This window comes from Streptomyces sp. NPDC033177, assembly GCF_055577715.1.
This window is the reverse complement of record NZ_JBVIPS010000005.1, coordinates 419164-445614: the sequence shown is the minus strand read 5'-3', so window position 1 is coordinate 445614 and position 26451 is coordinate 419164. Positions and strand designations below refer to the sequence as shown.

At 68.2% G+C, this 26451-nt stretch carries 27 protein-coding genes, 4 tRNA genes and 1 pseudogene; 25 read left to right on the top strand and 7 right to left on the bottom strand.

Going from position 1 to position 26451, the window contains the following annotated elements; all coding sequences use genetic code 11:
- The first annotated feature begins 3 nt into the window (after positions 1 to 3).
- From ACZ5U5_RS20145 to ACZ5U5_RS20125, 5 genes are all read left to right on the top strand, one after another.
- Complete coding sequence (locus ACZ5U5_RS20145) at positions 4 to 1629, top strand: NADH-quinone oxidoreductase subunit M (protein ID WP_469023314.1); 1626 nt, start codon at positions 4 to 6, stop codon at positions 1627 to 1629.
- Complete coding sequence (locus ACZ5U5_RS20140; RefSeq protein ID WP_469023311.1) at positions 1626 to 3164, top strand: NADH-quinone oxidoreductase subunit N; 1539 nt, start codon at positions 1626 to 1628, stop codon at positions 3162 to 3164. Before ACZ5U5_RS20145 ends, ACZ5U5_RS20140 begins: the two co-directional genes overlap by 4 nt.
- Before the next feature lie 187 nt (positions 3165 to 3351).
- Complete coding sequence (gene htpX, locus ACZ5U5_RS20135) at positions 3352 to 4215, top strand: zinc metalloprotease HtpX (protein ID WP_453452011.1); 864 nt, start codon at positions 3352 to 3354, stop codon at positions 4213 to 4215.
- Positions 4212 to 4604 carry a YccF domain-containing protein gene (locus ACZ5U5_RS20130; RefSeq protein ID WP_469023308.1) on the top strand — a complete coding sequence of 131 codons (393 nt, stop codon included), beginning with the start codon at positions 4212 to 4214 and terminating at the stop codon, positions 4602 to 4604. Before htpX ends, ACZ5U5_RS20130 begins: the two co-directional genes overlap by 4 nt.
- Positions 4605 to 4737: 133 nt before the next feature.
- Positions 4738 to 5004 (top strand): GlsB/YeaQ/YmgE family stress response membrane protein, encoded by a 267-nt coding sequence (locus tag ACZ5U5_RS20125; protein WP_469023306.1) that lies wholly within the window; start codon positions 4738 to 4740, stop codon positions 5002 to 5004.
- Between the two features lie 149 nt (positions 5005 to 5153).
- On the opposite strand, the gene ACZ5U5_RS20120 is transcribed toward ACZ5U5_RS20125, so the two are convergent.
- Positions 5154 to 5642 (bottom strand): YajQ family cyclic di-GMP-binding protein, encoded by a 489-nt coding sequence (locus tag ACZ5U5_RS20120; RefSeq protein ID WP_249588357.1) that lies wholly within the window; start codon positions 5640 to 5642, stop codon positions 5154 to 5156.
- Between the two features lie 202 nt (positions 5643 to 5844).
- Between ACZ5U5_RS20120 and ACZ5U5_RS20115 the strand changes: the two genes are divergently transcribed.
- Together ACZ5U5_RS20115 and ACZ5U5_RS20110 are read left to right on the top strand one after the other, a co-directional pair.
- Positions 5845 to 5926, top strand: a tRNA-Tyr gene (locus ACZ5U5_RS20115).
- A 68-nt stretch (positions 5927 to 5994) separates the two neighbouring features.
- Complete coding sequence (locus ACZ5U5_RS20110) at positions 5995 to 6231, top strand: hypothetical protein (protein ID WP_469023304.1); 237 nt, start codon at positions 5995 to 5997, stop codon at positions 6229 to 6231.
- Positions 6232 to 6271: 40 nt separating this feature from the next.
- On the opposite strand, the gene ACZ5U5_RS20105 is transcribed toward ACZ5U5_RS20110, so the two are convergent.
- The 3 genes from ACZ5U5_RS20105 to ACZ5U5_RS20095 all read right to left on the bottom strand — a co-directional run bounded on the left by ACZ5U5_RS20105 (position 6272) and on the right by ACZ5U5_RS20095 (position 8764).
- Positions 6272 to 6649: a nuclear transport factor 2 family protein gene (locus tag ACZ5U5_RS20105; protein ID WP_469023301.1), complete on the bottom strand. Its 378-nt coding sequence runs from the start codon at positions 6647 to 6649 to the stop codon at positions 6272 to 6274.
- Positions 6650 to 6746: 97 nt separating this feature from the next.
- Positions 6747 to 7403: an SDR family oxidoreductase gene (locus tag ACZ5U5_RS20100; protein ID WP_469023299.1), complete on the bottom strand. Its 657-nt coding sequence runs from the start codon at positions 7401 to 7403 to the stop codon at positions 6747 to 6749.
- 74 nt (positions 7404 to 7477) lie between these two features.
- Positions 7478 to 8764 (bottom strand): amidohydrolase family protein, encoded by a 1287-nt coding sequence (locus tag ACZ5U5_RS20095; protein WP_469023296.1) that lies wholly within the window; start codon positions 8762 to 8764, stop codon positions 7478 to 7480.
- 342 nt (positions 8765 to 9106) lie between these two features.
- Between ACZ5U5_RS20095 and ACZ5U5_RS20090 the strand changes: the two genes are divergently transcribed.
- The 7 genes and pseudogenes from ACZ5U5_RS20090 to ACZ5U5_RS20060 all read left to right on the top strand — a co-directional run.
- Positions 9107 to 9179: transfer RNA gene (locus tag ACZ5U5_RS20090), tRNA-Thr, on the top strand.
- A 48-nt stretch (positions 9180 to 9227) separates the two neighbouring features.
- Positions 9228 to 9300, top strand: a tRNA-Met gene (locus tag ACZ5U5_RS20085).
- A gap of 91 nt (positions 9301 to 9391) precedes the next feature.
- Positions 9392 to 9556, top strand: coding sequence for a 50S ribosomal protein L33 (gene rpmG, locus ACZ5U5_RS20080; protein WP_004571794.1), 165 nt, complete (start codon positions 9392 to 9394; stop codon positions 9554 to 9556).
- 97 nt (positions 9557 to 9653) lie between these two features.
- A complete protein-coding gene (locus ACZ5U5_RS20075; RefSeq protein ID WP_469023294.1) occupies positions 9654 to 10118 on the top strand; it encodes an FAS1-like dehydratase domain-containing protein in 465 nt (154 codons plus the stop codon).
- Positions 10119 to 10122: 4 nt separating this feature from the next.
- Positions 10123 to 10551 (top strand): MaoC family dehydratase, encoded by a 429-nt coding sequence (locus ACZ5U5_RS20070; RefSeq protein WP_469023292.1) that lies wholly within the window; start codon positions 10123 to 10125, stop codon positions 10549 to 10551.
- Between the two features lie 91 nt (positions 10552 to 10642).
- A complete protein-coding gene (locus ACZ5U5_RS20065) occupies positions 10643 to 10978 on the top strand; it encodes a hypothetical protein (protein WP_469023289.1) in 336 nt (111 codons plus the stop codon).
- A 45-nt stretch (positions 10979 to 11023) separates the two neighbouring features.
- Positions 11024 to 12121 (top strand): annotated as a pseudogene (locus ACZ5U5_RS20060) (UDP-N-acetylmuramate dehydrogenase); the annotation flags it as partial.
- Between the two features lie 37 nt (positions 12122 to 12158).
- Here ACZ5U5_RS20060 and ACZ5U5_RS20055 read toward each other — a convergent pair.
- A complete protein-coding gene (locus tag ACZ5U5_RS20055) occupies positions 12159 to 12791 on the bottom strand; it encodes an NAD(P)-dependent oxidoreductase (RefSeq protein WP_469023287.1) in 633 nt (210 codons plus the stop codon).
- Between the two features lie 87 nt (positions 12792 to 12878).
- Here ACZ5U5_RS20055 and ACZ5U5_RS20050 point away from each other — a divergent pair, with 87 nt between their 5' ends.
- Entirely contained in the window at positions 12879 to 13478 is a 600-nt protein-coding gene (locus tag ACZ5U5_RS20050; protein WP_469023286.1) for a TetR/AcrR family transcriptional regulator, read from the top strand.
- Here the strand turns inward: ACZ5U5_RS20050 and ACZ5U5_RS20045 are convergent.
- Both ACZ5U5_RS20045 and ACZ5U5_RS20040 read right to left on the bottom strand, forming a co-directional pair.
- Positions 13468 to 14487 carry an adenosine deaminase gene (locus tag ACZ5U5_RS20045; protein ID WP_469023284.1) on the bottom strand — a complete coding sequence of 340 codons (1020 nt, stop codon included), beginning with the start codon at positions 14485 to 14487 and terminating at the stop codon, positions 13468 to 13470. The two genes, ACZ5U5_RS20050 and ACZ5U5_RS20045, sit on opposite strands and share 11 nt — an antisense overlap.
- Before the next feature lie 125 nt (positions 14488 to 14612).
- The gene (locus tag ACZ5U5_RS20040; protein ID WP_469023281.1) at positions 14613 to 15839 is read right to left on the bottom strand and encodes a pyridoxal phosphate-dependent aminotransferase; all 1227 of its coding nucleotides are present in this window, start codon (positions 15837 to 15839) and stop codon (positions 14613 to 14615) included.
- Between the two features lie 190 nt (positions 15840 to 16029).
- On the opposite strand from ACZ5U5_RS20040, the gene ACZ5U5_RS20035 reads away from it, so the two are divergent.
- The 10 genes from ACZ5U5_RS20035 (at position 16030) to rpoB (ending at position 26355) form a co-directional block, all read left to right on the top strand.
- Positions 16030 to 16102: transfer RNA gene (locus ACZ5U5_RS20035), tRNA-Trp, on the top strand.
- Between the two features lie 111 nt (positions 16103 to 16213).
- Complete coding sequence (gene secE, locus ACZ5U5_RS20030) at positions 16214 to 16501, top strand: preprotein translocase subunit SecE (RefSeq protein WP_160506639.1); 288 nt, start codon at positions 16214 to 16216, stop codon at positions 16499 to 16501.
- Between the two features lie 89 nt (positions 16502 to 16590).
- Positions 16591 to 17514, top strand: coding sequence for a transcription termination/antitermination protein NusG (nusG, locus tag ACZ5U5_RS20025; protein ID WP_469023278.1), 924 nt, complete (start codon positions 16591 to 16593; stop codon positions 17512 to 17514).
- 174 nt (positions 17515 to 17688) lie between these two features.
- A complete protein-coding gene (rplK, locus tag ACZ5U5_RS20020) occupies positions 17689 to 18123 on the top strand; it encodes a 50S ribosomal protein L11 (RefSeq protein WP_355803871.1) in 435 nt (144 codons plus the stop codon).
- Positions 18124 to 18210: 87 nt separating this feature from the next.
- Positions 18211 to 18933 (top strand): 50S ribosomal protein L1, encoded by a 723-nt coding sequence (gene rplA, locus ACZ5U5_RS20015; RefSeq protein ID WP_409059162.1) that lies wholly within the window; start codon positions 18211 to 18213, stop codon positions 18931 to 18933.
- Positions 18934 to 19090: 157 nt separating this feature from the next.
- Positions 19091 to 19984 carry an SCO4651 family lipoprotein gene (locus ACZ5U5_RS20010; RefSeq protein ID WP_469023274.1) on the top strand — a complete coding sequence of 298 codons (894 nt, stop codon included), beginning with the start codon at positions 19091 to 19093 and terminating at the stop codon, positions 19982 to 19984.
- Positions 19985 to 20049: 65 nt separating this feature from the next.
- On the top strand, positions 20050 to 20994 hold the full coding sequence (locus ACZ5U5_RS20005) for an SCO4651 family lipoprotein (RefSeq protein ID WP_469023272.1): 945 nt from the start codon (positions 20050 to 20052) through the stop codon (positions 20992 to 20994).
- 261 nt (positions 20995 to 21255) lie between these two features.
- Positions 21256 to 21786, top strand: a complete 531-nt coding sequence (gene rplJ, locus ACZ5U5_RS20000) for a 50S ribosomal protein L10 (protein ID WP_469023269.1) — start codon at positions 21256 to 21258, stop codon at positions 21784 to 21786.
- Between the two features lie 113 nt (positions 21787 to 21899).
- Entirely contained in the window at positions 21900 to 22280 is a 381-nt protein-coding gene (gene rplL, locus ACZ5U5_RS19995; protein ID WP_365823557.1) for a 50S ribosomal protein L7/L12, read from the top strand.
- Positions 22281 to 22869: 589 nt separating this feature from the next.
- Complete coding sequence (gene rpoB / locus ACZ5U5_RS19990; RefSeq protein WP_469023266.1) at positions 22870 to 26355, top strand: DNA-directed RNA polymerase subunit beta; 3486 nt, start codon at positions 22870 to 22872, stop codon at positions 26353 to 26355.
- Positions 26356 to 26451 lie beyond the last annotated feature (96 nt).

Sequence of the window (26451 nt, the reverse complement as noted above, 5' to 3'; positions counted from 1 at the left end):
GCCGTGATCGATATCAGTGAATCCGTGATGCAGCTTCTTCTCGCGTTGATCGTGGTCGGCCCGCTCATCGGTGCCGTGGCCGCCCTGCTCCCGGCCCCGCCCGGACTGAAGGGGAAGTCACCCGACCAGGCCGTGCTGCGCCACGGCGTGATCGTCACCGGCGCGATCCTCATCGCGGCGATCGTCCTGGCACTCGGCTTCGACCATGACCAGCCGTCAAAGATGCAGGCCACGACGGATATCAGCTGGATCCCCGCACTCGACGTGCGCATCCACCTCGGCATCGACGGCATCTCGCTCCCCCTCCTGGTCCTGACCGCGCTCCTGACCTTCCTCTGCGCGATGTACAGCTATTTCAAAATGCCGACCGGGCCGTCCCCCAAGGCATTTGTGGCGCTGATCCTCGTGCTCGAGTCCGGCACCCTCGCGACCTTCGCCGTCCTCGATCTGCTGCTGTTCTTCCTGGCGTTCGAGATGGTCCTCATCCCGATGTACTTCCTCATCGCACGCTGGGGCGGCGCCCAACGCACGCAAGCCGCCTGGAAGTTCATCCTCTACACGCTTCTCGGCTCCGTCGTGATGCTGCTCGGTCTCCTCCTCATCGGCCTCAAGTCCGGCACATTTGACATGGTGGCACTCGCCACTGACAACGGCCGGGGCCTGAGCACATCCGTGCAGGTCATCGCCGTTCTGGCGATCGGGCTCGGGCTCGCGGTCAAGACGCCGATGTGGCCGCTGCACAGCTGGCTGCCGGACGCGCACACCGCCGCGCCCACCGTCGGCTCGGTCCTGCTGGCCGGCGTGCTGCTGAAGATGGGCACGTACGGCTTCGTCCGGATCCTGCTGCCGATCACGCCCGACGGGATGCACACCTTCGCGCCGTACCTGGCGGCCTTCGCGGTCGTCGGGATCATCTACGGTTCGCTCGCCTGCCTCGCCCTCGCCAAGCAGGGCGCGAAGGGCGACCTCAAGCGCCTCATCGCGTACTCGTCCGTGGGCCACATGGGCTTCGTGCTCCTCGGCATCTCGACGATGAGCCCGACCGGCGTGAACGGCGCGCTGTTCGCCAACATCGCGCACGGCCTCATCACCGGCCTGCTGTTCTTCCTCGTCGGCGCGCTGAAGGACCGTACGGGCACCAGCGACCTCGACACCCTCGCGCAGGAATCGGGCGCCGCGCTCTACGGCAGGGCGCCCCGCCTCGGCGGCCTCCTCGCCTTCGGCGCCGTCGCCTCGCTCGGTCTTCCGGGCCTCGCCGGGTTCTGGGGCGAGATGCTCGCCCTGTTCGGCGCGTTCAAGCCCGCCGAAGGGCTCAGCCGCCCGGCCTTCCTCACCTTCATGGCGATCGCTGCCGTCGGCACTCTGCTCACTGCCGCGTACATGCTCATCGTCGTACGCCGCGTCTGCATGGGCCCGATGGCTCAGGCGCCCCAGGGATCCCAGGATCCCCAGGGGGCACAGGGCGCCGCCAAGACCGAATTCCCGGGGCTCGCCGACGTCCAGGGCTATGAGTTCGCAGCCTGGACCCCGCTCGTCGCCCTCACCGTCCTCGCCGGACTCTGGCCCGCCGCTCTGCTCGGCCTCACCGACCCGGCCGTGCAGCAGCTCCTCTCAGGAGGCAAGTCGTGACCGTGGCCGCCGAAAGCGCCGCCGGCGTCGTCCAGTCCGTCGACTGGCTCGCGATCGCTCCGCCAACCATCGCTGCGGTCGTCGGTCTCCTCGTGCTCGTCGCCGATCTCTTCGTGGGCGACAAGAAGAAGGCGCTGCTCGGCTGGATCTCCGTGGCGGGACTCGCCGTCGCGGCGCTCTCCCTGCTGCCGATCCTGAACGACGACCGGTCGACCTTCTGCCTGACCGGTGGTGCGGAGGCCTGCAGCTACACCGCCGACCGCTTCACGCTCGTCATCCAACTGCTCGTCATCGGCGGTGCCTTGCTGGCGGCGCTGCTCTCGATCAGCACACTCAAGGACGCGAACGGCACCGACAAGGAACTCCCCGAAGGGGAGTTCTGGTTCCTGCTGCTCTCCTCCGCTGCGGGCGCCGCCCTGCTGCCCGCCTCGCGCGACCTCGCCACGCTCATCGTCGCCCTCGAAGTCGCCTCCCTGCCCGCCTTCGCGCTCGTGGGCCTCAGGCACGGCGACAAGCGGTCCTCCGAAGCGGCCCTGAAGTTCTTCCTCTCCTCCGTCACCGCGACCGCCGTGACGCTGATGGGCGTCAGCTTCGTGTACGCCGCGACCGGGACCATGCACCTCACGGAGATCGCCGAGGAGCTCCAGCACGTCGACGGACAGCTGGACACGCTCGCGCAGACCGGCGTCGCCCTCACCCTCGTCGGCTTCGCCTTCAAGGTGGCCGCCGTGCCGTTCCACTTCTGGGTACCGGACACCTACGTAGGCGCGCCCTTGCCGGTGGCTGCCTACCTCTCCGTCGTCGGCAAGGCGGTCGGCTTCACCGGCCTGATCCTCGTCACCGTCGTCGCCTTCCCCTCGTACGCGGACGTGTGGGGACCGGCCCTCGCCGTGCTCGCCGCCCTCACCATGACCGCGGGCAACGTGGCGGCGCTGCGCCAACAGGCCACGCGCGCGTACAGCGCGGTCCGCCTGCTCGCCTGGTCCTCCGTCGGCCAGGCGGGATACCTCCTGGTGCCGATCGCCGCCGCCGGATACGCCGACAACCCCGCCGAGGCAGAGAAAGCCGTCGGCTCCACCGTCGCCTACGCCCTCATGTACGCGGCCGTGAACCTCGGGGCGTTCGCCGTCGCCGCCCTTGTCGGCCGTACGCAGCGCCTGAACCGTGTCAGCGACTACCGGGGCCTGTACGCGAGAAGCCCCCTCGCGGCCCTGGTGCTCGGCTTCTTCCTGCTCTGCCTCGCGGGCCTGCCACCGGGCATCATCGGCCTCTTCGCGAAGGTCACCGTCTTCTCGGCGGCGGTCGACGCGGGCCTCGGCTGGCTCGCCGTGGTGATGGCCGTGAACGTCGTGATCGCGCTCTTCTACTACCTCCAGTGGACCGCGCTGCTGTTCCGCGCCCCCGAGGGCGAGCCGGCCAAGCACCGTGTCCCGGCTCCGCTGACGGCGGCCATCGCCCTCACCGCGGTCCTCGGCATCGCGCTCTCCGGAGCGCCGCAACTCGTCCTGAGGTTCTCCGACACCGGCCTCTTCTGACGCGGCCCCGTCTCCGCGAAGGCCGCTCGGACATCACCCGAGCGGCCCACAGCACCGCGGCACCGCTCCTGCGCGCACAAGGGAACTAGTGCTCCCCGCCTGGCGTTGACCAGTACGGGAGGGTCCACTGAAGAGTGGAAGCACCAGTAGCCAGAGGGTTCCCCCAAGCACCACAGGAGGGCGTACCGTGCACCGCCGGCACAACGGGCTGAAGACCGCCGTACTCCTCGGGGGACTGTCCGCTCTCATCCTCGTCATCGGCAGTTTCTTCGGACGCACGGGCTTGATCGTCGCGCTCTTCGTGGCGCTCGGCACCAACGCGTACGCGTACTGGAACAGCGACAAGCTCGCCCTGCGCGCCATGCGCGCGCGCCCGGTGAGCGAATTCGAGGCACCACAGCTCTACCGCATGGTCCGCGAGCTCTCGACGCAGGCCCGTCAGCCCATGCCCCGCCTCTACATCTCGCCCACCGAGGCGCCGAACGCGTTCGCGACCGGCCGCAATCCGCGCAACGCGGCGGTGTGCTGCACCGACGGCATCCTGCGCCTCCTGGACGAGCGCGAGCTGCGGGGCGTCATCGGCCACGAGCTCAGCCACGTCTACAACCGCGACATCCTGATCTCATCGGTCGCCGGCGCGCTCGCCTCGGTGATCATGTTCCTGGTCAACTTCGCCTGGCTGATCCCGATCGGCAGGTCGAACGACAACGAAGGCCCCGGCATCTTCGGCATGCTCCTGATCATGCTCCTCGGCCCGCTCGCCGCTTCCGTCATCCAGCTCGCGATCAGCCGCTCCAGGGAGTACGAGGCCGACGCGTCCGGCGCGCAGCTCACCGGGGACCCACTGGCCCTCGCGAGCGCCCTGCGCAAGCTCGACGCGGGGACGAAGCAGCTTCCGCTGCCGCCCGAGCCGCGCCTTGAGACGGCGAGTCACATGATGATTGCGAACCCTTTCCGTCCGGGGCAGGGCATGTCCAAGATGTTCTCCACGCATCCGCCGATGGCGGAGCGCATTGCCCGGCTCGAGCAGATGGCAGGTCGCCAACAGTGAAGACAATCCTGAACATCATTTGGCTCGTCCTGTGCGGCTTCTGGATGTTCCTCGGCTATCTCCTGGCCGGGGTACTCCTGTGCGTCACGATTATCGGAATCCCTTTCGGAGTCGCGAGCTTCCGCATCGGCGTCTACGCCCTGTGGCCCTTCGGCTACACGACAGTTGAGCGCCGCGACGCGGGCGCGCCGTCCTGCATCGTGAACGTCCTGTGGCTGATCCTCGCGGGCTGGTGGCTGGCGCTCGGCCACATCGTGACCGGCGTCCTCCTGTGCGTCACGATCATCGGCATCCCGCTGGGCATCGCCAACTTCAAGCTGATCCCGGTGTCGTTGATGCCGCTCGGCCGCGAAATCGTGCGTACGGACCAGCCGTTCACCACACGCTGACGCACCCTGTGGGCCGTGCCGCGCGGCGGCGCAGCCCGTGTGTCATACACCGCATCAGGCCGACCACCGCAACCGCGCCCCGCTCCCGTGACGTCCTTCGGGACAACAGCACGAAGAGGGGCAGGTACACCGCATGGGCATCATCAGCTGGATCGTTCTGGGGCTGATCGCCGGTGTCGTAGCCAAAATCCTGTTGCCCGGCCGCGACCCGGGTGGCTTCATCGGCACGACCGTCATCGGCATCGCAGGAGCCTTCATCGGCGGCTGGCTCTCCGCCCGCTATCTCGACCGCCCCATAGCCACCGACGTCTACGACGGCGCGACCTGGGCCGCGGCGATCGGCGGTTCACTCGTCCTGCTCGTCGCCTACCGCATCCTCTTCGGCCACTCGCGCCGCTGAGCCATCCGCGCTCCTGAGGCGTCGATCCCCGATCTGCGGCCAGCAGCAAGGGCGGGCACCCGAACCGGGTGCCCGCCCTTCGGCGTCGCACGACGAGCGATCAGCAGTACTCGGCGATCAGCAGTACTTACTGCCGTACCTACCGGCAATCACCGGTAGTTGGCGAACTGCACCGCGAAGTCGAAGTCCTGCCCCTTGAGCAGCGCCTGTACGGCCTGCAGGTCGTCGCGGCTCTTCGAGCTGACCCGCAGCTCGTCGCCCTGGACCTGCGCCTTGACGCCCTTGGGGCCCTCATCGCGGATGATCTTGGCGACCTTCTTCGCGTTCTCCTGGGAGATGCCCTCTTCGATCGAGGCGAAGATCTTGTACTCCTTGCCGGACAACTGCGGCTCGCCCGCGTCCAGCGACTTCAGCGAGATGCCGCGCTTGATCAGCTTGGACTGGAAGATGTCGAGGATCGCCTTGACCCGCTCCTCGCCGTTCGCCTCCATCAGGATCTTCTCGCCGGACCAGGCGATCGAGGCGCCCGTGCCCTTGAAGTCGTAGCGCTGCGAGATCTCCTTGGCGGCCTGGTTGAGGGCGTTGTCGACCTCCTGCCGCTCGACCTTCGAGACGATGTCGAAACTGGAGTCGGCCATGTCCTGTGGCTCCTTGTATCGGGGTCTGCGTACTCGGCTGGTGCACGGCCTTCGGTCCCTGGCCGCATCCGCAAAGCCTAGCCACCGCCCCCGGGCCGGGGGCCGATCAATCGGGTGGCGAAGCACCCCTGTCCATCAGGTATCGTTTACGTCGTTGCCACGGAGCGCCGCCCCAAAGCGGACGGTTCCAGGCAGCGACCCAGGCGGTGTGCCCGAGCGGCCAAAGGGAGCAGACTGTAAATCTGCCGGCTCAGCCTTCCCAGGTTCGAATCCTGGCGCCGCCACACGAAGGAGACCCTCTCCGGTCTTGCGGAAACGCAAGTCGGAGGGGGTCTTTTCGTACGCTGAGGGTATGTCGTCCATGTCAGCCATGCCGTCCTCATCGCGCCGCAGGAACTGCCCCGAGTGCCGCCGTGACATCGCGGTCGTCGGAGGCCGGTTCGCCCGGCATGATCCGCCGGGCCCGCGCGGCGGCGGCGACCTCGTCTCCTGTCCCGGCTCGCGCAGGCAGGCCATGCTGGGCGCCGCACAGCCCGCTCTGGACGGTTACGCGGTCCCGGACTTCCCCGGGCAGCTCCCGCTGTTCTGAGGCGCTCCTACAGGCCTTCACAGCGCCCGGCGCGGGGCGGTCACCGCTGCCGTACGTCCATCCGGCTCACCAGACCGTCGCCCCGGAACGTGTAGACGTGTTCGACCGTCGTCGGCGCCCAGTGGTCGCCCGTCTCGTCCCGCAGGCCCGGCCGCACGGTCGCCACGACCCGCCGCCCGTCGTCATCGAGGCGTAGCCGCTCCAGGTGCACCAGGGGATGCATCACCGCGAACTGCCGTGCCCAGTAGGCGCGGACCGCCGCGATGCCCCGGGCGCGGGTGTTGTCCAGGAGGTTCGGCCAGTCCACGTCGGGTGCCAGGGAGCGCGGGATGAACGCGTCGCGCTCTTCGGTACTGAAGACGGCGTACATCTGCCGCAAGAGGGCTTCCTGCGCGGCGGGCACATCGGAAGCAGGCATGGCGTTCCTCACGTAGGCAGTGCCTCCAGCCAAGCACCGGCCCGCGCGCGGGACATCCCTCAGGAGACCGACATACCCCTACGGCCCCGTACGGACGTCAGTTCCCCGCAACGGACTTGACCGCCACGGACACCGGCGTGGACCCGCTGACCAGCTCCAGCGTCAGGCCCGCCGTCGCCGACGAGTCGATCAGCTCGGCGAGGACCGCGGCCACGTCGTCACGCGGGATCGGCCCGCGCCCGGTCGACGCCTCCAGGCGCACGAGACCGGTGCCCGCGTCGTCCGTCAGCATGCCGGGGCGCAGGATCGTCCAGTCCAGGGCCCTGCGGCCGCGTACGGAAGCGTCGGCCTCGCCCTTGGCCCGCAGATAGGCGTCGAAGATCTCGTCGCCCTTGTGCGCGGGGTCCGCGCCCATCGACGACACGACGACATAGCGCCGCACGCCCGCGCGCTCGGCCGCATCGGCGAAGAGCACGGCGGCGTCGCGGTCCACGGTGTTCTTGCGGTCGGCGCCGCTGCCCGGCCCCGCGCCCGCGGCGAAGACCGCCGCGTCGGCGCCTTCCAGAAGCCCGGCCACCTCGTCGACGGACGCCGATTCCAGGTCGCACAGCGCCGCTTCGGCACCCGCGTCCCGCAGATCGGCCTCCTGCCCGCTTCTGCGGACGATCCCGACGACCTCGTCACCCCGCGCGGCGAGCAACCGCTCGAGCCGCAGCGCGATCTGACCATGACCTCCAGCGATGACAATGCGCATGTCTCCGACCGTACGACAGCTCCCGCGAGATCGCCCCGCGCACGCGGGAGCACGCCAGGACACGTCGCCCGCCGTCAGGAGGGCTCCGCGCCCTTCGGCCGGCCCGGACCGCTCCCCTTCGAGCGGCCCTGCCGGGGCAGGTCGAGCGCCACGGCGGCCGCCGAGTCGCAGTACTCCCGCACCGCGCTCGTCCGTGCCACCACGCGCCCCCGGTGCACCACGATGCGGCTGTACGCGAGCGAGAGCGCCCCCGCGAGGTGGTCGCCGCGCACCGCGAGCAGTTCCGCGGGGAAGCCCGCCTCCACCCGGACCTGGGGGAGCCCCATCGCGGTCCGTGCCGCGGAGCTGACCGCGCCGTACGCGCCCTCGGGGCGCAGACCGCACCGCGAGGCCAGCAGATACGCGGCCTCCAGCGGATCCCCGCGCCCCACAGGGTTCGACACGTCCCGCATGGCCCCGCTGCCGGCGGCGACCCGCACCCCGGCCGCCCGGAGCAGCCGCACCGGCGCCACCGCACCGCGCCGCTCCACGCTTCCGCACCCGCCCTGCGGCAGGCACACCACCGTCACACCGGCCGCCGCCAGCTGCTCCGCGGTCCGCCCTGCCACGTCCGACGGCAGCCGCCCGAGCCCGCCGCACGGCCCGATCGTCACCCCGGGCCGCAGCCCGCCCGCCATCGCGGCGAGCCGCCCCAGCCGCGCCGGATCGCTGCCGTCCGTGTGCAGGTCGACGGGGCAGCCGTGCTCGGCGGCGACCTCGAGGACAGCCTCCACGTAGCCGGTCGGATCGGGGTCCAGGTCGGGGCAGCCGCCCACCACGGAGGCGCCCATCTTCACGGCGTCCCGCAGCATCGCGAGCCCGTCGGCACCGGCCACCCCGGTCAGCAGGCGCGGTACGGCCACGGCCGTCAGGTCGACCAGGCCGCGCAGTGAACGCCGTGCCTGCAGCACCGCTTCCATCGACGTGAGCCCGGGGACGTCGCCGATCCGCACGTGCGAGCGCAGGGCGGTCGCGCCGTGCCCGAGCTGCAGGAGGGCGGCCTCGGTGGTCCGGCGCTGGACGTCGGCGACCTCGTACGAGACCGGGCCCTCCGTGTCCGCGGACAGGGCCGTGTCGCTGTGCGCGTGCGGTTCGGCCGCGGCCGGCAGCAGGAGATAGCCGTTGAGGTCCACGCGCGTGCCGTGCGCGGTCAGGCTGCCCGCCGTGCCGACCGCCTCGATGCGCCCGGAGCCGAGCCGCACGTCCACGGTCCGGCCGTCGGTCAGCCGGGCGCCGCAGAGGAGCAGCGCGGAGGCGTCGGCGTCGTCGCCTGAGGAGCCGGAAGAGCCGGAGGAGTGGGGCTGCGGCTGGCTGTCGGGCATCGCGCTCCTGAGGCTCGGGGGCGGCTGCGGGGCGTGGCGTCATCCGGGACGGAGGTGTCCGGGACGAAAACGTCCAAGATCACGCAGAGTGGGTCGAGCCTAGGGTGACGACCGGCCCTCTTCGAGGAGGAGCGAAATAGTCGTACCGGCGTGGTGCGGGCCTCTGAAGAGGCCCGGTGGAGGACGTCGAACCGGTGAGGCGGGAGAGGTCGAACCGGTGTGGCGCGAGGCGCCGAAGTGACGTGGTGAGGCGGCCGGGACGACTGCCGAGATGCCCCCGGACAGCCCCGGCGAAACGGATTTGGGCGATCGGCGACCGACCGTGTAATGTCTTCATCGCTCGCCCCAATAGCTCAGTCGGTAGAGCGTCTCCATGGTAAGGAGAAGGTCTGCGGTTCGATTCCGCATTGGGGCTCTGATGTCGCGTGATCCTCGCCCTCGGGCGGGGGGATCCGGCATCTGCAGCGGTGTAGCTCAGTCGGTAGAGCAAGCGGCTCATAATCGCTGTGTCACCGGTTCAAGTCCGGTCACCGCTACTGAATTGGTAGCCGATTGTGGGGTCGGACCTTCGATCGGCTACTATTTTTTTGCGTTCATCCGTCCATCCGTCCGTCAAGGAGCACTCACGTGGCTGCCACAGACGTCCGCCCGAAGATCACGCTGGCCTGCGTGGAGTGCAAGGAGCGGAACTACATCACCAAGAAGAACCGGCGTAACGACCCGGACCGTCTTGAGATGAAGAAGCACTGCCCGCGCTGCAACGCGCACACTGCGCACCGCGAAACGCGCTAGATACAGGCTCGTACACGAGGCCGTCCCCGATTTCTGGGGGCGGCCTCGCGTCGTTTACCCACACCTGTTACCCATACCTGCAGGAGGTACCGAGTCCATGGCGCTCGACCAGTCCTTCGTGGGGCGGTCCTACCCGCCCACCGATCCCTATGAGGTCGGCCGGGAGAAGATCCGTGAGTTCGCCGAGGCGGTGGGCGACGCCAACCCCGCGTACACCGACGCGGAGGCCGCCAAGGCGTTCGGACACCCTGATGTGATCGCACCCCCGACCTTTGTGTTCGCCATCTCGTTCAAGGCCGCGGGCAAGGTCATCGAGGACCCGCAGCTGGGGCTCGACTACAGCCGGGTCGTGCACGGCGACCAGAAGTTCACGTACACGCGCCCGGTGCGTGCGGGGGACCGGCTGACGGTCACCTCGACCATCGAGGCCATCAAGTCGATGGCGGGCAACGACATCCTGGACATCCGCGGCGAGGTCCACGACGAGGCCGGCGAGCACGTCGTGACCGCCTGGACCAAGCTCGTCGCGCGTGCGGCGGAGCCTGCGGCAGAGGGAGCGTGACGCCATGACCGCCAAGATTTCGTACGACAGCGTCGAGGTCGGCACCGAGCTGCCGTCCCAGAGCTTTCCTGTGACGCGTGCCACCCTCGTCCGTTACGCGGGCGCTTCCGGCGACTTCAACCCGATCCACTGGAACGAGAAGTTCGCGGTCGAGGTCGGCCTTCCGGACGTCCTCGCGCACGGCATGTTCACCATGGCCGAGGCGATTCGGGTCGTGACCGACTGGGTGGGTGACCCGGCTGCCGTCGTCGAGTACGGCGTGCGTTTCACCAAGCCCGTCGTGGTCCCGAACGACGACAAGGGTGCGCTCATCGAGGTCAGCGCGAAGGTCGCCGTGAAGCTCGACGACAACCGCGTCCGGGTGGACCTGGTGGCGACGAGCGCGGACCAGAAGGTGCTCGGCATGTCCCGCGCCGTGGTCCAGCTCGCCTGACGTTCACGCGCGGCCAGGAGTAGGTAAGGGGCATCCGCCGTGGGCGGGTGCCCCTTACTGGAGCACGGCGCGGGGAAGCAGCCTGGGCCTCGTGGACTCCGAGGTGTCGTACGCCGCCCAGCTCCCCGCCCTGATCCTCGGCGGGGTCGGCATGGCGCTGTACTTCGCCCCCGCCGCCAACAACGCCCTGCGGGAGGTCGGCGGCGCCCTCGGCATCGCGAGCCTCGCCGCGGTGTTCTCCGCCCAGGGTGGTTACGAGTCCGCCCAGAGCTTCGTGGACGGCCTCGGGCCCGCGCTGTGGGCCGGAGCCGCGATGGTCGCCGTAGGTGCGGTCGCGGCGGCGCTGCTCCCGGGGAAGGGCGCGAGCGCGAAGCGGGCCGGAGCCGACCCGGCAGCGGCCGAAGGGCGCACCACGGTCGGCGTCTGAACCGGCTCCGCCCGGTCTCGCCCCCGTCGGACCCACGGTCCGTGGCCCCGCCCGAGCGGCGGGGCCACGGACCGTACTCTTGAGCACGTGCAGGAACTCCACGATGCCCCCCTCGCCCCGCTGACCACCTTCCGGCTCGGCGGTCCCGCGGCCCGTCTGATCACCGCGACGACTGACGCCGAGGTGATCGCCGCCGTCCGCGAAGCCGACGACTCCGGGACCCCGCTGCTGATCATCGGCGGCGGCTCGAACCTGGTCATCGGAGACAAGGGCTTCGACGGCACCGCTCTGCGCATCGCCACGAAGGGCTTCGCACTCGACGGCACGAAGCTGGAGCTGGCGGCCGGTGAGGTGTGGACCGACGCGGTGGCCCGCGTCGTGGAGGCCGGCCTCGCGGGCATCGAGTGCCTCGCCGGGATCCCGGGCTCCGCGGGCGCGACGCCGATCCAGAACGTGGGGGCGTACGGCCAGGAGGTCTCGGCGACCATCACCGAAGTGGTCGCGTACGACAGGAAGACCCACGAGACGGTCACCGTCACGAACGCCGAGTGCGACTTCTCGTACCGCCACAGCCGGTTCAAGGCCGAGCCCGACCGCTTCGTGGTGCTGCGTGTCCGCTTCGCCCTTGAAGACGCCCAGGGAATGAGCGCCCCCCTGAAGTACCCGGAGACGGCCCGCACGCTCGGCGTCCAGGCCGGCGACCGGGTGCCCGCGGCCGTCGCCCGTGAGACCGTCCTGAAGTTGCGCGCGGGCAAGGGCATGGTGCTGGACCCCGAGGACCACGACAGCTGGTCGGCCGGGTCCTTCTTCACCAATCCGATCCTCACCGAGGAGGAGTTCACCGCGTTCCACGCGCGCGTGGTGGACCGTCTCGGCCCGGACGTGGCGCCTCCCGCCTTCCCGACGGAGGACGGCCGCGTGAAGACCTCCGCCGCCTGGCTCATCGACAAGGCGGGCTTCACCAAGGGCTACGGAGAGGGTCCGGCGCGCATCTCCACCAAGCACACCCTCGCCCTGACCAACCGCGGCGGCGCGACCACGGAGGACCTGCTGGCCCTCGCCCGTGAGGTCGTCGCCGGAGTACGGGACGCCTTCGGGGTCACGCTGGTCAACGAGCCGGTGACGGTGGGCGTCAGCCTCTAGTAGGCAGCCAGTAAGCAACCAGTCGCCAGCTGGACGCCTAGTAGGCGACGCCCACGCCCTGCTTCACCGTCGACAGGTCGTCGACCGCCGCCAGCATCGCGTGCGCCACGTCGGCCCTGCCGATGAACCGCCCGCTGCTCGGCGTGCCCCCGACGACCCGGCGGTAGACGCCCGTGGCCGGCTTGTCCTGCAGCCTCGGCGGGCGCACGGACGTCCAGTCCGTCACGCTGCTCGCCAACGCGGCCTCCATGGCCCGCAGGTCGTCGTACATCGGCTTGAGGATCTTGCTGACCAGGGCTCCCATCATCCGGTCGACGACCGGCTGTCGCTCGGCCGGCGGGCCCACCGGCGCCGCGCTGACCACCACCAGCCTGCGCACCCCCTCGGCCTCCATGGCGTGCAGCACCGACCGCGTGAGCTCCGCCGCTATCCCCGCGTCCGACCTCTTGCGCGGCCCGAGCCCCGAGAGCACCGCGTCCCGCCCGGCCACCGCCGCCCGCAGCCCCTCCGCATCGCTCAGGTCGGCCCGGAACACCTCAAGGCCCTCGCCTGTCGCCGTGAGCCGCGAGGGATCACGCACGACTGCCGTGACCTTGTGGCCCGCCGCGAGCGCCTGCCTGACGATCTCCCCGCCTACACCGCCGGTCGCACCGAACACCGTGAGCCTCATCGCACACCCTCCCAAGGTGGGTAAGTATTCACTCACCCCTAGGGTGAGTATCCGCTCACCTCTTCGTCAAGGTTGGTTGGACGGCACATGCAGCAGAAGCCCACCCGGGCCCGCATTCTCGACGCGGCGCACGACCTCATGCTCACCATCGGCCTCGCCCGTGCCACCACCAAGGAGATCGCCAAAGCGGCGGGCTGCTCCGAAGCAGCCCTCTACAAGCACTTCGCGAGCAAGGAGGAGCTGTTCGTGGCCGTCCTCCAGGAGCGGCTGCCCCGGCTCGGCCCGCTCCTGCGCCGCCTCGCGGAGGACCCGGGGGAGCGCCCCGTGGAGGACAACCTCGCCGAGATCGCCCGCCTGGCCAGCCACTTCTACGCCCAGAGCTTCCCGATCGCCGCGTCCCTCTACGCCGAGACCAAGCTCAAGCGGCGCCACGAAGACGCCATGCAGGAGATGGGCACGGGCCCGCACGTGCCCATCGAGGCCCTCGACGCCTACCTCCGCACCGAACGCGACGCCGGCCGGATCGCCCCCGACGCCGACACGTTCGCGGCCGCCTCGCTCCTCCTGGGAGCCTGCGCCCAGCGCGCCTTCGCCTACGACTCCACGATCGGCAAGCAACCTCCGCAGCCCGTCGAGGAGTTCGCCGCCGCCCTGGCCCGCACGCTCCTCGCGGGCATCAGCCGCTGAGCCACTCCTCGATGCCCGAGAGCAGCTTCTCCCGTACGTCGACGGGGGCCGCCGAGCCGCGCACCGACTGCCGGGCGAGCTCGGCAAGCTCGTGGTCGTCGAAGGCGTGGTGCTTGCGCGCGATCTCGTACTGCGCGGCCAGCCGTGACCCGAAGAGCAGCGGATCGTCGGCCCCCAGCGCCATCGGCACCCCGGCGTCGTACAGGGTGCGCAGCGGTACGTCCTCGGGCTTCTCGTAGACACCCAGGGCCACGTTCGACGCCGGGCACACCTCGCAGGTCACCCCCCGCTCCGCGAGACGCTTCAGGAGCCGCGGGTCCTCCGCTGCCCGCACCCCGTGCCCGATCCGCCCCGCGTGCAGGTCGTCCAGGCAGTCCCGCACGGAGGCGGGCCCGCTGAGCTCGCCGCCGTGCGGCGCCGCGAGCAGGCCGCCGTCCCGCGCGATCGCGAAGGCCCGGTCGAAGTCCCGCGCGAAGCCCCGACGTTCGTCGTTGGAGAGCCCGAAGCCGACGATGCCGCGGTCGGCGTACCGCACCGCGAGGCGGGCCAGCGTGCGGGCGTCCAGAGGGTGCTTCATGCGGTTCGCGGCGACGAGCACGCGCATTCCGAGGCCGGTGTCCCGCGAGGCGCTCTCGACGGCGTCCAGGATGATTTCCAGGGCCGGGATGAGCCCACCGAGCCGGGGCGCGTACGACGTCGGGTCGACCTGGATCTCCAGCCACCCCGACCCGTCCCGGATGTCCTCCTCGGCGGCCTCCCGCACCAGGCGCCGGATGTCCTCGGGCTCCCGCAGGCAGGACCGCGCCATGTCGTAGAGCCGCTGGAAGCGGAACCACCCGCGTTCATCGGTCGCCCGCAGCTGAGGAGGCTCACCGCCGGTCAGCGCCGGGGGCAGCCGCACCCCGTACTTGTCGGCGAGCTCCAGCAGGGTCGTGGGCCGCATCGACCCGGTGAAGTGCAGGTGCAGGTGGGCCTTGGGCAGCTCTCTTACGTCACGTACACGCTCCATTCCAGGATCTTGCCGTACGTACGTGGCGTCCCGGAAGCCACTGTCCCCCTTCGTGGCCTTCCCCGAACGAAGAAGCGGGCCGCCTCCCGGAGGGGGAGACGGCCCACTTACCAAGTGGAAGGTGCCTAGTCGCGGGCCTCGGCAAGCAGCTTCTGGATCCGCGAGACGCCCTCGACGAGGTCCTCGTCACCCAGGGCGTACGAAAGACGGAGGTAACCCGGCGTCCCGAAGGCCTCGCCCGGGACGACCGCGACCTCGGCCTCCTCCAGGATCAGCGCGGCGAGCTCCACGGAGTCCTGCGGGCGCTTGCCGCGGATCTCCTTGCCGATGAGGCCCTTCACCGAGGGGTACGCGTAGAAGGCGCCCTCCGGCTCGGGGCAGAACACGCCCTCGATGTCGTTCAGCATCCGCACCATCGTCTTGCGGCGTCGGTCGAAGGCCTCGCGCATCTTCTCGACGGCGGTCAGCTCACCGGAGACGGCCGCGATGGCCGCCACCTGCGCGACGTTGGAGACGTTCGACGTCGCGTGCGACTGCAGGTTCGTCGCGGCCTTCACCACGTCCCTCGGGCCGACGATCCACCCCACGCGCCAGCCGGTCATCGCGTACGTCTTGGCGACGCCGTTGACCACGATGCACTTGTCGCGCAGCTCGGGCAGGATCGCCGGGAGCGAGGTGAACCTCGCGTCTCCGTAGACGAGGTGTTCGTAGATCTCGTCGGTCATGACCCACAGGCCGTGCTCGACGGCCCAGCGGCCGATCGCCTCGGCGTCGGCCTCGCTGTAGACGGCTCCCGTCGGGTTGGACGGCGACACGAAGAGGACGACCTTCGTGCGCTCCGTGCGCGCGGCCTCCAGCTGCTCCACCGAGACGCGGTAGCCCGTGGTCTCGTCGGCGACGACATCGACCGGTACGCCGCCCGCGAGACGGATCGACTCCGGGTACGTCGTCCAGTAGGGAGCCGGGACGATGACCTCGTCGCCCGGGTCGAGGATCGCGGCGAACGCCTGGTAGATGGCCTGCTTGCCGCCGTTGGTCACCAGGACCTGCGAGGCGTCGACCTCGTACCCGGAGTCGCGCAGCGTCTTCGCGGCGATCGCGGCCTTGAGCTCGGGGAGCCCGCCGGCCGGGGTGTAGCGGTGGTACTTCGGGTTCTTGCAGGCCTCGACGGCGGCTTCGACGATGTAGTCGGGCGTCGGGAAGTCGGGCTCACCCGCGCCGAAACCGATCACCGGCCGCCCGGCGGCCTTGAGGGCCTTCGCCTTGGCGTCGACTGCGAGGGTCGCGGACTCGGAGATCGCGCCGACGCGGGCGGAGACCCGGCGCTCGGTGGGAGAAGTGGAAGCGCTCATCGCCCCATCGTTCCAGACCGGAAAGACCCCCGGCACGCGGCTTTCGGTGTTTGCCGGGGGCCGCCGGATCCGTTTCTGTTCGACGGGGCGCCGCAGAGCACGTACACTCACTGCTCGTTGGCCCTCACCGGCCGCACCTTCTCCTCGCACTCTGTGCACCCGGGCGGATGCGGTAGGTTGGGGAAATCAAAGGGTCGTAGCTCAATTGGTAGAGCACTGGTCTCCAAAACCAGCGGTTGGGGGTTCAAGTCCCTCCGGCCCTGCTACACACTCCTTTCGCCAGGATGTGTGCGCACATGTACGTACTGCATTGCACCGCCGTGCGGCTCATACCGGGCGCGGCACGGCCACGACCCGGAATCAGGTGAGGACGAGTGACGGACGCCGTGGGCTCCATCGACATGCCTGATGCCCAGGACGAGGCGCCGGATTCCAAGAAGAAGGCCCGCAAGGGCGGCAAGCGCGGCAAGAAGGGCCCCTTCGGCCGTCTCGCGCTCTTCTACCGTCAGATCGTCGCGGAACTCCGCAAGGTCGTCTGGCCGACTCGCAGTCAGCTCACGACGTACACCACCGTGGTGATTGTCTTCGTCGTCATCATGATCGGCCTTGTGACCGTGATTGACTATGGGTTCAACCAGGCCGTCAAGTACGTCTTCGGCTGAGCCGATGGCACAGCCGAGAGCGAAGGGCGCCGTACCCGGCGCCCGTTTCGCGCGTTCCACCCCTCTGTATCCAGGAAGAAGCAGCCACCGTGTCTGACCCGAACCTGAACGACGCCGTTGAGCCGCGCGTGGATTCCGAGGAGTCCGTGGAGGACCAGCTCGACATCGTCGAGGCGGCGGACGCCGAGGACCCGGACCAGGCCGAGGCTGCCGACGCCGCCGCCGGCGTTCCCGCCGAGGAGTCGGCGCTGCACGTCGAGACCGACGCCGAGTCCGACGAGGACGCCGAGGCCGGCGAGGAAGCTGCCGCCGAATCCGATGAGGACGTCGAGGGCGCCGAGGCTGAGTCTGCGGATGACGCGGAGTCTGCGGAGGCCGAGGAAGAGGCCGAGCCGGTCGACCCGATCGTGGCCCTGCGCGACGAGCTCCGCACCCTTCCCGGCGAGTGGTACGTCATCCACACCTACGCCGGTTACGAGAACCGCGTGAAGACCAACCTCGAACAGCGTGCCGTCTCGCTGAACGTCGAGGACTTCATCTTCCAGGCCGAGGTGCCGCAGGAAGAGGTCGCGCAGATCAAGAACGGCGAGCGCAAGACCATCCGTCAGAACAAGCTCCCCGGGTACGTCCTGGTGCGCATGGACCTGACGAACGAGTCCTGGGGCGTCGTCCGCAACACCCCCGGGGTCACCGGCTTCGTGGGCAACGCCTACGACCCGTACCCCCTGACCCTGGACGAGATCGTCAAGATGCTCGCTCCGGAGGCCGAGGAGAAGGCCGCCCGTGAGGCTGCCGAGGCCGAGGGCAAGCCGGCTCCGTCCCGCAAGGTCGAGGTCCAGGTGCTCGACTTCGAGGTGGGCGACTCGGTCACCGTCACCGACGGCCCGTTCGCGACGCTGCAGGCGACGATCAACGAGATCAACGCCGACTCGAAGAAGGTCAAGGGTCTCGTCGAGATCTTCGGCCGCGAGACCCCGGTCGAGCTCAGCTTCGACCAGATCCAGAAGAACTAGCCCTCGCGGCTCCTCTGGAACATACGCCTCCGAACAGGTCAGACGGGCTCTCAAAGCCGGTCTGACCTGCTCGGTTTTTGGCCGCATGACGTTACCCGTTATCGTGGTGCGGTATGCCTCCATCCGGATGGCTGGATGGTGGCTGGAAACTCTCACTAGGACCCGGAGAGAGCAATGCCTCCCAAGAAGAAGAAGGTCACGGGGCTTATCAAGCTCCAGATCCAGGCCGGCGCAGCCAACCCGGCCCCGCCGGTCGGCCCCGCGCTGGGCCAGCACGGCGTCAACATCATGGAGTTCTGCAAGGCCTACAACGCCGCGACCGAGTCGCAGCGTGGCTGGGTGATCCCGGTGGAGATCACGGTCTACGAAGACCGCTCCTTCACCTTCATCACCAAGACTCCGCCGGCCGCCAAGATGATCCTCAAGGCCGCGGGTGTCGAGAAGGGCTCCGGCGAGCCGCACAAGACCAAGGTCGCCAAGATCACCGAGGCGCAGGTCCGCGAGATCGCCACCACCAAGATGGAAGACCTCAACGCCAACGACCTGGACGCCGCGTCGAAGATCATCGCCGGCACCGCCCGTTCCATGGGCATCACGGTCGAGGGCTAAGAGCTTTCCCCGTCTGACCTTTCTCAGTGGTAGGGCCATGCGCCGGCCCGCACCACGACTCCACACCTGAAACCAACAGGAGCAGAAGTGAAGCGCAGCAAGACTCTCCGCGCTGCGGACGCCAAGATCGACCGGGACAAGCTCTACGCCCCGCTCGAGGCCGTCCGTCTCGCCAAGGAGACCTCCGCGACCAAGTTCGACGGCACCGTCGAGGTCGCCTTCCGCCTGGGTGTCGACCCGCGCAAGGCCGACCAGATGGTCCGTGGCACCGTGAACCTCCCGCACGGCACCGGCAAGACCGCCCGGGTCCTGGTCTTCGCGACCGGTGACCGTGCTGCGGCCGCGGAAGCCGCTGGGGCCGACATCGTCGGCGCCGACGAGCTCATCGACGAGGTCGCGAAGGGCCGCCTGGACTTCGACGCCGTCGTCGCCACCCCGGACCTCATGGGCAAGGTCGGCCGCCTCGGCCGCGTGCTCGGTCCGCGTGGTCTGATGCCGAACCCGAAGACCGGCACCGTCACCCCCGACGTCGTGAAGGCTGTCAACGACATCAAGGGCGGCAAGATCGAGTTCCGCGTCGACAAGCACTCGAACCTGCACTTCATCATCGGCAAGGTGTCCTTCGACGACACCAAGCTGGTGGAGAACTACGCCGCGGCGCTGGAGGAGATCCTCCGTCTGAAGCCGTCGGCCGCCAAGGGTCGCTACATCAAGAAGGCCGCGCTCACCACCACGATGGGCCCCGGCATTCCGCTGGACAGCAACCGCACCCGCAACCTCCTCACCGAGGAGGACCCGGCCGCCGTCTGAATCTGACGGCAGCCGCGTCGCGTACGCGTTCTGTGTGGACGGGCCCCGCAACCTTTCGAGGTGCGGGGCCCGTCCTCGTATGTGTGCATGTCCGCCGGAGCTGTCGGGGGACTGCGCTAGCGTGCAGGATTCACACGAGTACAAGGGGTGGGATGTCATGAACAGCACGACCATGCGACGCGCGGGCCTGTCGATCGCGGTGGCCGCCGCGCTGACCGGGGTCGCGGCCTGTGGCTCCTCCGGCGGCGGCGACGGTGACGCGAAGGACGAGAAGGGCGGTTCCGTCGCCCTCAGCCCGATAGCCGCCCTGCGCTCCATCGAGGACAAGACCGACAACGCCGACTCGGCCAAGATCGAGGGCAAGACGGTCATGGGCACCCAGATGTCGATGAACATGGACGGCGCCATGGCGTGGTCGGACGGCATCACCGGCAACGTCACCGCGACCCTCACCGGGGGCACCCAGGCCGACCAGATGAAGCAGATGGGCCAGTCGAAGATCGACTACCGCTATCTGAAGACGGGCTTCTACGCGAACATGGGCGACCGGTTCGCCTCGCAGGCCGGCGGCGGCAAGCACTGGATCGAGTACGACTACGAGACGCTGGCCGAGTTGGGCGGCGCCGCCGGTGACGCCTTCAAGGACCAGATGCAGAACACCACCCCGAACCAGTCGGTCAAGATGCTGCTCGCCTCGGGTGACGTGAAGCGTGTGGGCGAGGAGACGGTGCGCGGCACGAAGACGACGCACTACTCCGGCGAGGTCGACGTCGCCGATCTGACGGGCAAGAACGCCGACCTGGACGCGTCCCAACTGGCCGAGCTGAAGGAGCAGTTCAGCCAGGCGGGGATGAGCACCGAGACGATCGACATCTGGGTCAACGACGACGATCTGCTGGTCAAGAAGACCGAGAAGGCCGACATGAAGACCGGCGCCTTCAATCAGACCGTCTACTACAGCGACTACGGAACCCCGGTCTCCGTGGAGAAGCCCCCGGCCTCGGACACCATGAGCTTCAAGGACCTCATGAACCAGCAGCCGCAGGCCTGATCTCGGCCTTCGGGTACTCTCACCACACTGAATTGTGTCGATCATGTGTTCCTAGGGGTGGGGTCATGACTGTGAAGAGAATGGCGGGCGCCGTGCTCGCCACCACGCTGCTGTGTACGGGTGCGGTGGCTTGTGGAGGCTCCGACAAGGACGGCAAGGCCAAGGGGGCGGGCTCGGGGGAGACCCAGTCCCGGTCGCAGGTGACCGAGGTCATCACGGCGGCGTACGAGAAGACCTCGAAGGCCAAGTCGGCCAAGGTCGAGATGACGATGTCGGCGCCGAAGTCGATGGGTGGCTCCAGCGGTGACATGAAGATGTCCGGCGTCATGGGCTGGGACCCGACCGTCATGGATATGACGATGTCCGGCTCGGCGCTCACGGATGGTGACCCGGAGGCACCGGAGAAGGTCCGGATGCTCTGGCTCGACAACGTGATGTACATGGACATGGGGGCTGTCGCCGCCAAGGACATGGACGGCAAGCAGTGGGTCAAGATGGACCTGAACACCATCGCCGAGCAGGTCGGTGACGAGAAGGCCGCGAAGCAGCTGACCGGCGGCCTGGACAGCATGAACCAGGACCCGGCGCAGCAGCTCGCGATGCTCCTGGACTCGCCGAACCTGAAGCACGTCGGCCCCGCGAAGGTCGACGGCGTCCAGACGCAGCGCTACCAGGGCCGTCTCTCCGTCAAGGAGATGATGGAGTCCAACAAGGGCCTCGACGAGATGCTCGGCAAGAGCGAGCGCGAACAGCTCCTCAAGAGCATCGAGAAGGCGGGCATCAAGGGGTACGACACCGAGGTCTGGGTGAACGAGGACGACTACCCCGTCCGTATGGACATCGACATCAAGTCCCCCGAGGGCACGATGAAGACGTCCCAGAAGTTTTCCGAGTACGGCGCGGCCGCCAAGGTGACCCCGCCGCCCGCCGGCAAGACCTTCGACCTGATGGAGATGTTCAAGGAGCTCGAGAAGAGCGGCGCGGACATGGGCGCGGACAGCGGCGTCTGAGCCGATTTGCCTGACGCGAACCCGTTCGCGTACTCTTCCACAGAAGCCAAAGACCGCTGGTCGTTGCCGTGTGCTCGTAAGAGTGTGCGGTGGCCGAAGGATCCGCTGAAACTGCGGACGACCCGCGCAGGTGACTGAGGAAGTACTCCCGGACGGGTTCCCGTCAGGTCGAGTTCACGCCCCATGCGCCTGCGCTGGGGCGTTTTGTTTTGTCAGCCCCTTCTGAGCGGTCCTCATCACCCGGAAGGAGGCCGACGCTCTATGCCGACGCCCGACAAGGCTGCCGCGGTAGCCGAGCTCACGGACAAGTTCCGCAGCTCGAACGCCGCCGTGCTGACCGAGTACCGGGGTCTCACCGTGGCCCAGCTCAAGCAGCTGCGCCGTTCGCTCGGTGAGAACTCCGAGTACGCCGTGGTGAAGAACACGCTGACCAAGATCGCGGCCAACGAGGCCGGGATCAACACGCTGGACGACCTGTTCACGGGTCCGACGGCGGTTGCCTTCGTCACCGGTGACCCGGTGGAGTCGGCGAAGGGTCTTCGTGACTTCGCCAAGGACAACCCCAACCTCATCATCAAGGGCGGTGTCCTTGACGGCAAGGCGCTGTCCGCCGATGAGTTCAAGAAGCTCGCGGACCTCGAGTCCCGCGAGGTTCTGCTCGCCAAGCTGGCGGGTGCCATGAAGGGCAAGCAGACGCAGACTGCGCAGCTCTTCCAGGCGCTTCCCTCGAAGTTCGTCCGCACCGCGGAGGCGCTTCGTGCCAAGCAGGCCGAGCAGGGCGGTGCCGAGTAATTCGGCTCGCGCATTGATCGCCGCCCGTTAGGGCGACGGTCGCAGCGGGCCGAACGTACGCCCGCCTTCATATACACCCGGCACCAGCCGAATTAGTGGAAGGATCGCCCATCATGGCGAAGCTCAGCCAGGAAGACCTGCTTGCCCAGTTCGAGGAGCTCACCCTCATCGAGCTCTCCGAGTTCGTGAAGGCCTTCGAGGAGAAGTTCGACGTCACCGCCGCCGCGGCCGTCGCCGCTGCTCCGGCCGGCCCGGCCGCCGCCGCCGAGGTTGCCGAGGAGCAGGACGAGTTCGACGTCATCCTCACCGGCGCCGGCGAGAAGAAGATCCAGGTCATCAAGGTCGTGCGCGAGCTCACCTCCCTGGGTCTCAAGGAGGCCAAGGACCTCGTCGACGGCACCCCGAAGCCGGTCCTCGAGAAGGTCGCCAAGGAGGCCGCTGACAAGGCTGCCGAGTCCCTCAAGGCTGCCGGCGCCTCCGTCGAGGTCAAGTAACACCTCGCGAGTCGTCTGCCGCGCGCCTGTGGGCGCGTAGGCGGCAGGACTTTTTGGCGCTGCTTCAGGCAGCGCGCGTCAAGGGCGATCACCCATCTGGGTGGTCGCCCTTCGGCGTTCTCCGGCGCACCCCACGGCTGCCTTGCGAAGCCCGCCCCGACGAGTATGGTGATCTTCGTCGTGCCCCGGAACGGCCGTGACGGTGACGAGCTGAGAGCCAAGTCGGGGCAGGGGGGCCTTGACGAACTGCACGCAGCGCGCAATTCTCAGGACGCGTCGTCACATCGATCCGCATCCGAGGCATGGATCGACGGCGAAGAGGGCAGTATCGATGTGCATCGAGGGCGTGGCTTGCAGCAGGGGTTGAGAACAACGAGGGTCTTCAAAAACCCGCACTGGACATCAGTGGGCCTAGTGGCTACACTGACCCTTTGCGCTGCCTGTTAGCTGCCTCCTGCCCGTCACCAGGGGCATGCCCATGCTTGAGCACAGTGGACTGGACTTTCCCTGACCGGGGATGCCTCGTCTCTGCGTCCAACCTGGGACCGGTACGCGCGTAGTGAGTCCGAGCCCTCGGAAGGACCCCCTCTTGGCCGCCTCGCGCACTGCCTCGACCGCGAATACGAACAACGGCGCCAGCACCGCCCCGCTGCGCATCTCCTTTGCAAAGATCAGGGAGCCCCTCGAGGTTCCGAACCTTCTTGCGCTGCAGACCGAGAGCTTTGACTGGCTGCTCGGGAATGAAGCCTGGAAGGGTCGTGTCGAGGCGGCTCTCGACAGTGGACAGGACGTCCCCACCAAGTCCGGTCTGGAGGAGATCTTCGAGGAGATCTCTCCGATCGAGGACTTCTCCGGGTCGATGTCCCTGACATTCCGCGACCACCGTTTTGAGCCTCCGAAGAACTCCATCGACGAGTGCAAGGAGCGCGACTTCACGTTCGCCGCCCCGCTCTTCGTCACCGCTGAGTTCACCAACAACGAGACCGGCGAGATCAAGTCCCAGACGGTCTTCATGGGCGATTTCCCGCTCATGACGAACAAGGGCACCTTCGTCATCAACGGCACCGAGCGTGTCGTCGTGTCGCAGCTGGTCCGTTCGCCGGGTGTCTACTTCGATTCCTCGATCGACAAGACGTCCGACAAGGACATCTTCTCCGCCAAGATCATCCCGTCCCGGGGTGCCTGGCTGGAGATGGAGATCGACAAGCGCGACATGGTCGGTGTACGCATCGACCGCAAGCGCAAGCAGTCGGTCACCGTTCTGCTCAAGGCTCTCGGTTGGACGACCGAGCAGATCCTCGAGGAGTTCGGCGAGTACGAGTCCATGCGCGCCACCCTGGAGAAGGACCACACCCAGGGCCAGGACGACGCGCTGCTCGACATCTACCGCAAGCTCCGTCCGGGCGAGCCGCCGACGCGTGAGGCCGCTCAGACGCTGCTTGAGAACCTCTACTTCAACCCCAAGCGCTACGACCTCGCGAAGGTCGGCCGCTACAAGGTGAACAAGAAGCTGGGTGCGGACGCTCCGCTCGATGCGGGCATCCTCACGGTCGAGGACATCATCGCCTCGATCAAGTACCTGGTGAAGCTGCACGCCGGTGAGACCGAGACCGTTGGTGACAGCGGTACGTCGATCGTCGTCGAGACCGACGACATCGACCACTTCGGCAACCGTCGTCTGCGCAACGTCGGCGAGCTCATCCAGAACCAGGTCCGCACGGGTCTGGCTCGTATGGAGCGCGTCGTGCGTGAGCGCATGACGACCCAGGACGTCGAGGCGATCACGCCGCAGACCCTGATCAACATTCGCCCGGTCGTGGCGTCGATCAAGGAATTCTTCGGCACCTCGCAGCTGTCGCAGTTCATGGACCAGAACAACCCGCTGTCGGGTCTCACCCACAAGCGCCGTCTCTCGGCGCTTGGCCCGGGTGGTCTCTCCCGTGAGCGGGCCGGCTTCGAGGTCCGTGACGTTCACCCGTCTCACTACGGCCGCATGTGCCCCATTGAGACGCCTGAAGGTCCCAACATTGGTCTGATCGGTTCGCTCGCCTCGTACGGCCGCGTCAACGCGTTCGGCTTCGTCGAGACGCCGTACCGCAAGGTCGTCGAGGGCGTCGTCACCGACGACGTCGACTACCTGACGGCCGACGAAGAGGACCGCTTCGTCATCGCCCAGGCCAACGCCGTGCTTGGTGAGGACATGCGCTTCACCGAGGCGCGCGTCCTCGTCCGCCGTCGTGGCGGCGAGATCGACTACATCCCCGGCGACGACGTCGACTACATGGACGTCTCGCCGCGCCAGATGGTGTCGGTCGCGACCGCGATGATCCCGTTCCTCGAGCACGACGACGCCAACCGTGCCCTCATGGGCGCGAACATGATGCGTCAGGCCGTGCCGCTGATCACCGCCGAGGCTCCCCTCGTCGGCACCGGCATGGAGTACCGCTGTGCGGTCGACGCCGGTGACGTGATCAAGGCCGAGAAGGCGGGTGTGGTCCAGGAGGTTTCCGCGGACTACGTCACGGTCACGAACGACGACGGCACGTACACCACGTACCGCATCGCCAAGTTCTCCCGGTCGAACCAGGGCACCTCCGTCAACCAGAAGGTTGTCGTCGACGAGGGCGCCCGCGTGATCGAGGGCCAGGTCCTGGCCGACGGTCCCGCGACCGAAGAGGGCGAGATGGCCCTCGGCAAGAACCTGCTCGTGGCGTTCATGCCCTGGGAAGGTCACAACTACGAGGACGCGATCATCCTGTCGCAGCGCCTCGTGCAGGACGACGTCCTCTCCTCGATCCACATCGAGGAGCACGAGGTCGACGCCCGTGACACCAAGCTCGGCCCGGAGGAGATCACCCGGGACATCCCGAACGTCTCCGAAGAGGTCCTCGCGGACCTCGACGAGCGCGGCATCATCCGTATCGGTGCCGAGGTCGTCGCCGGCGACATCCTCGTCGGCAAGGTCACGCCCAAGGGTGAGACCGAGCTGACGCCCGAGGAGCGCCTGCTCCGCGCGATCTTCGGTGAGAAGGCGCGCGAGGTGCGCGACACCTCGCTGAAGGTGCCGCACGGTGAGATCGGCAAGGTCATCGGCGTACGCGTCTTCGACCGTGAAGAGGGCGACGAGCTGCCGCCGGGCGTGAACCAGCTGGTTCGTGTCTACGTGGCGCAGAAGCGCAAGATCACGGACGGTGACAAGCTCGCAGGACGGCACGGCAACAAGGGCGTCATCTCCAAGATCCTTCCGATCGAGGACATGCCCTTCCTTGAGGACGGCACGCCCGTCGACATCATCCTCAACCCGCTGGGTGTCCCGTCCCGAATGAACCCGGGTCAGGTCCTGGAGATCCACCTCGGCTGGCTCGCCAGCCAGGGCTGGGACGTCTCCGGTCTCAGCGAGGACTGGGCGCAGAGCCTGCAGCGCATCGGCGCCGACCAGGTCGACCCGCGGACGAACGTCGCGACTCCGGTCTTCGACGGCGCCCGTGAGGACGAGCTGTCCGGCCTCCTCGAGCACACCATCCCGAACCGCGACGGCGACCGCATGGTCCTCCCGTCCGGCAAGGCGCGGCTGTTCGACGGGCGCTCCGGCGAGCCGTTCCCGGACCCGATCTCGATCGGGTACATGTACATCCTCAAGCTCCACCACCTGGTCGACGACAAGCTCCACGCTCGCTCGACCGGTCCGTACTCCATGATCACCCAGCAGCCGCTGGGTGGTAAGGCTCAGTTCGGTGGTCAGCGCTTCGGTGAGATGGAGGTGTGGGCGCTGGAGGCTTATGGCGCCGCGTACGCCCTCCAGGAGCTCCTGACGATCAAGTCCGACGACGTGACCGGCCGCGTGAAGGTCTACGAGGCCATCGTCAAGGGCGAGAACATCCCCGAGCCCGGCATTCCCGAGTCCTTCAAGGTGCTCATCAAGGAAATGCAGTCGCTCTGCCTCAACGTGGAGGTGCTGTCCTCGGACGGCATGTCCATCGAGATGCGCGACACCGACGAGGACGTCTTCCGCGCGGCGGAAGAGCTCGGTATCGACCTGTCCCGGCGCGAGCCGAGCAGCGTCGAAGAGGTCTGACGGGTTGGCCGGCCGGACCTCGTGTCCGGCCGGCTCTCCCCGGACCCGTTCAGACCATGATTGAGACTCGACCCCGAAAGAGGGATTGACGACAAA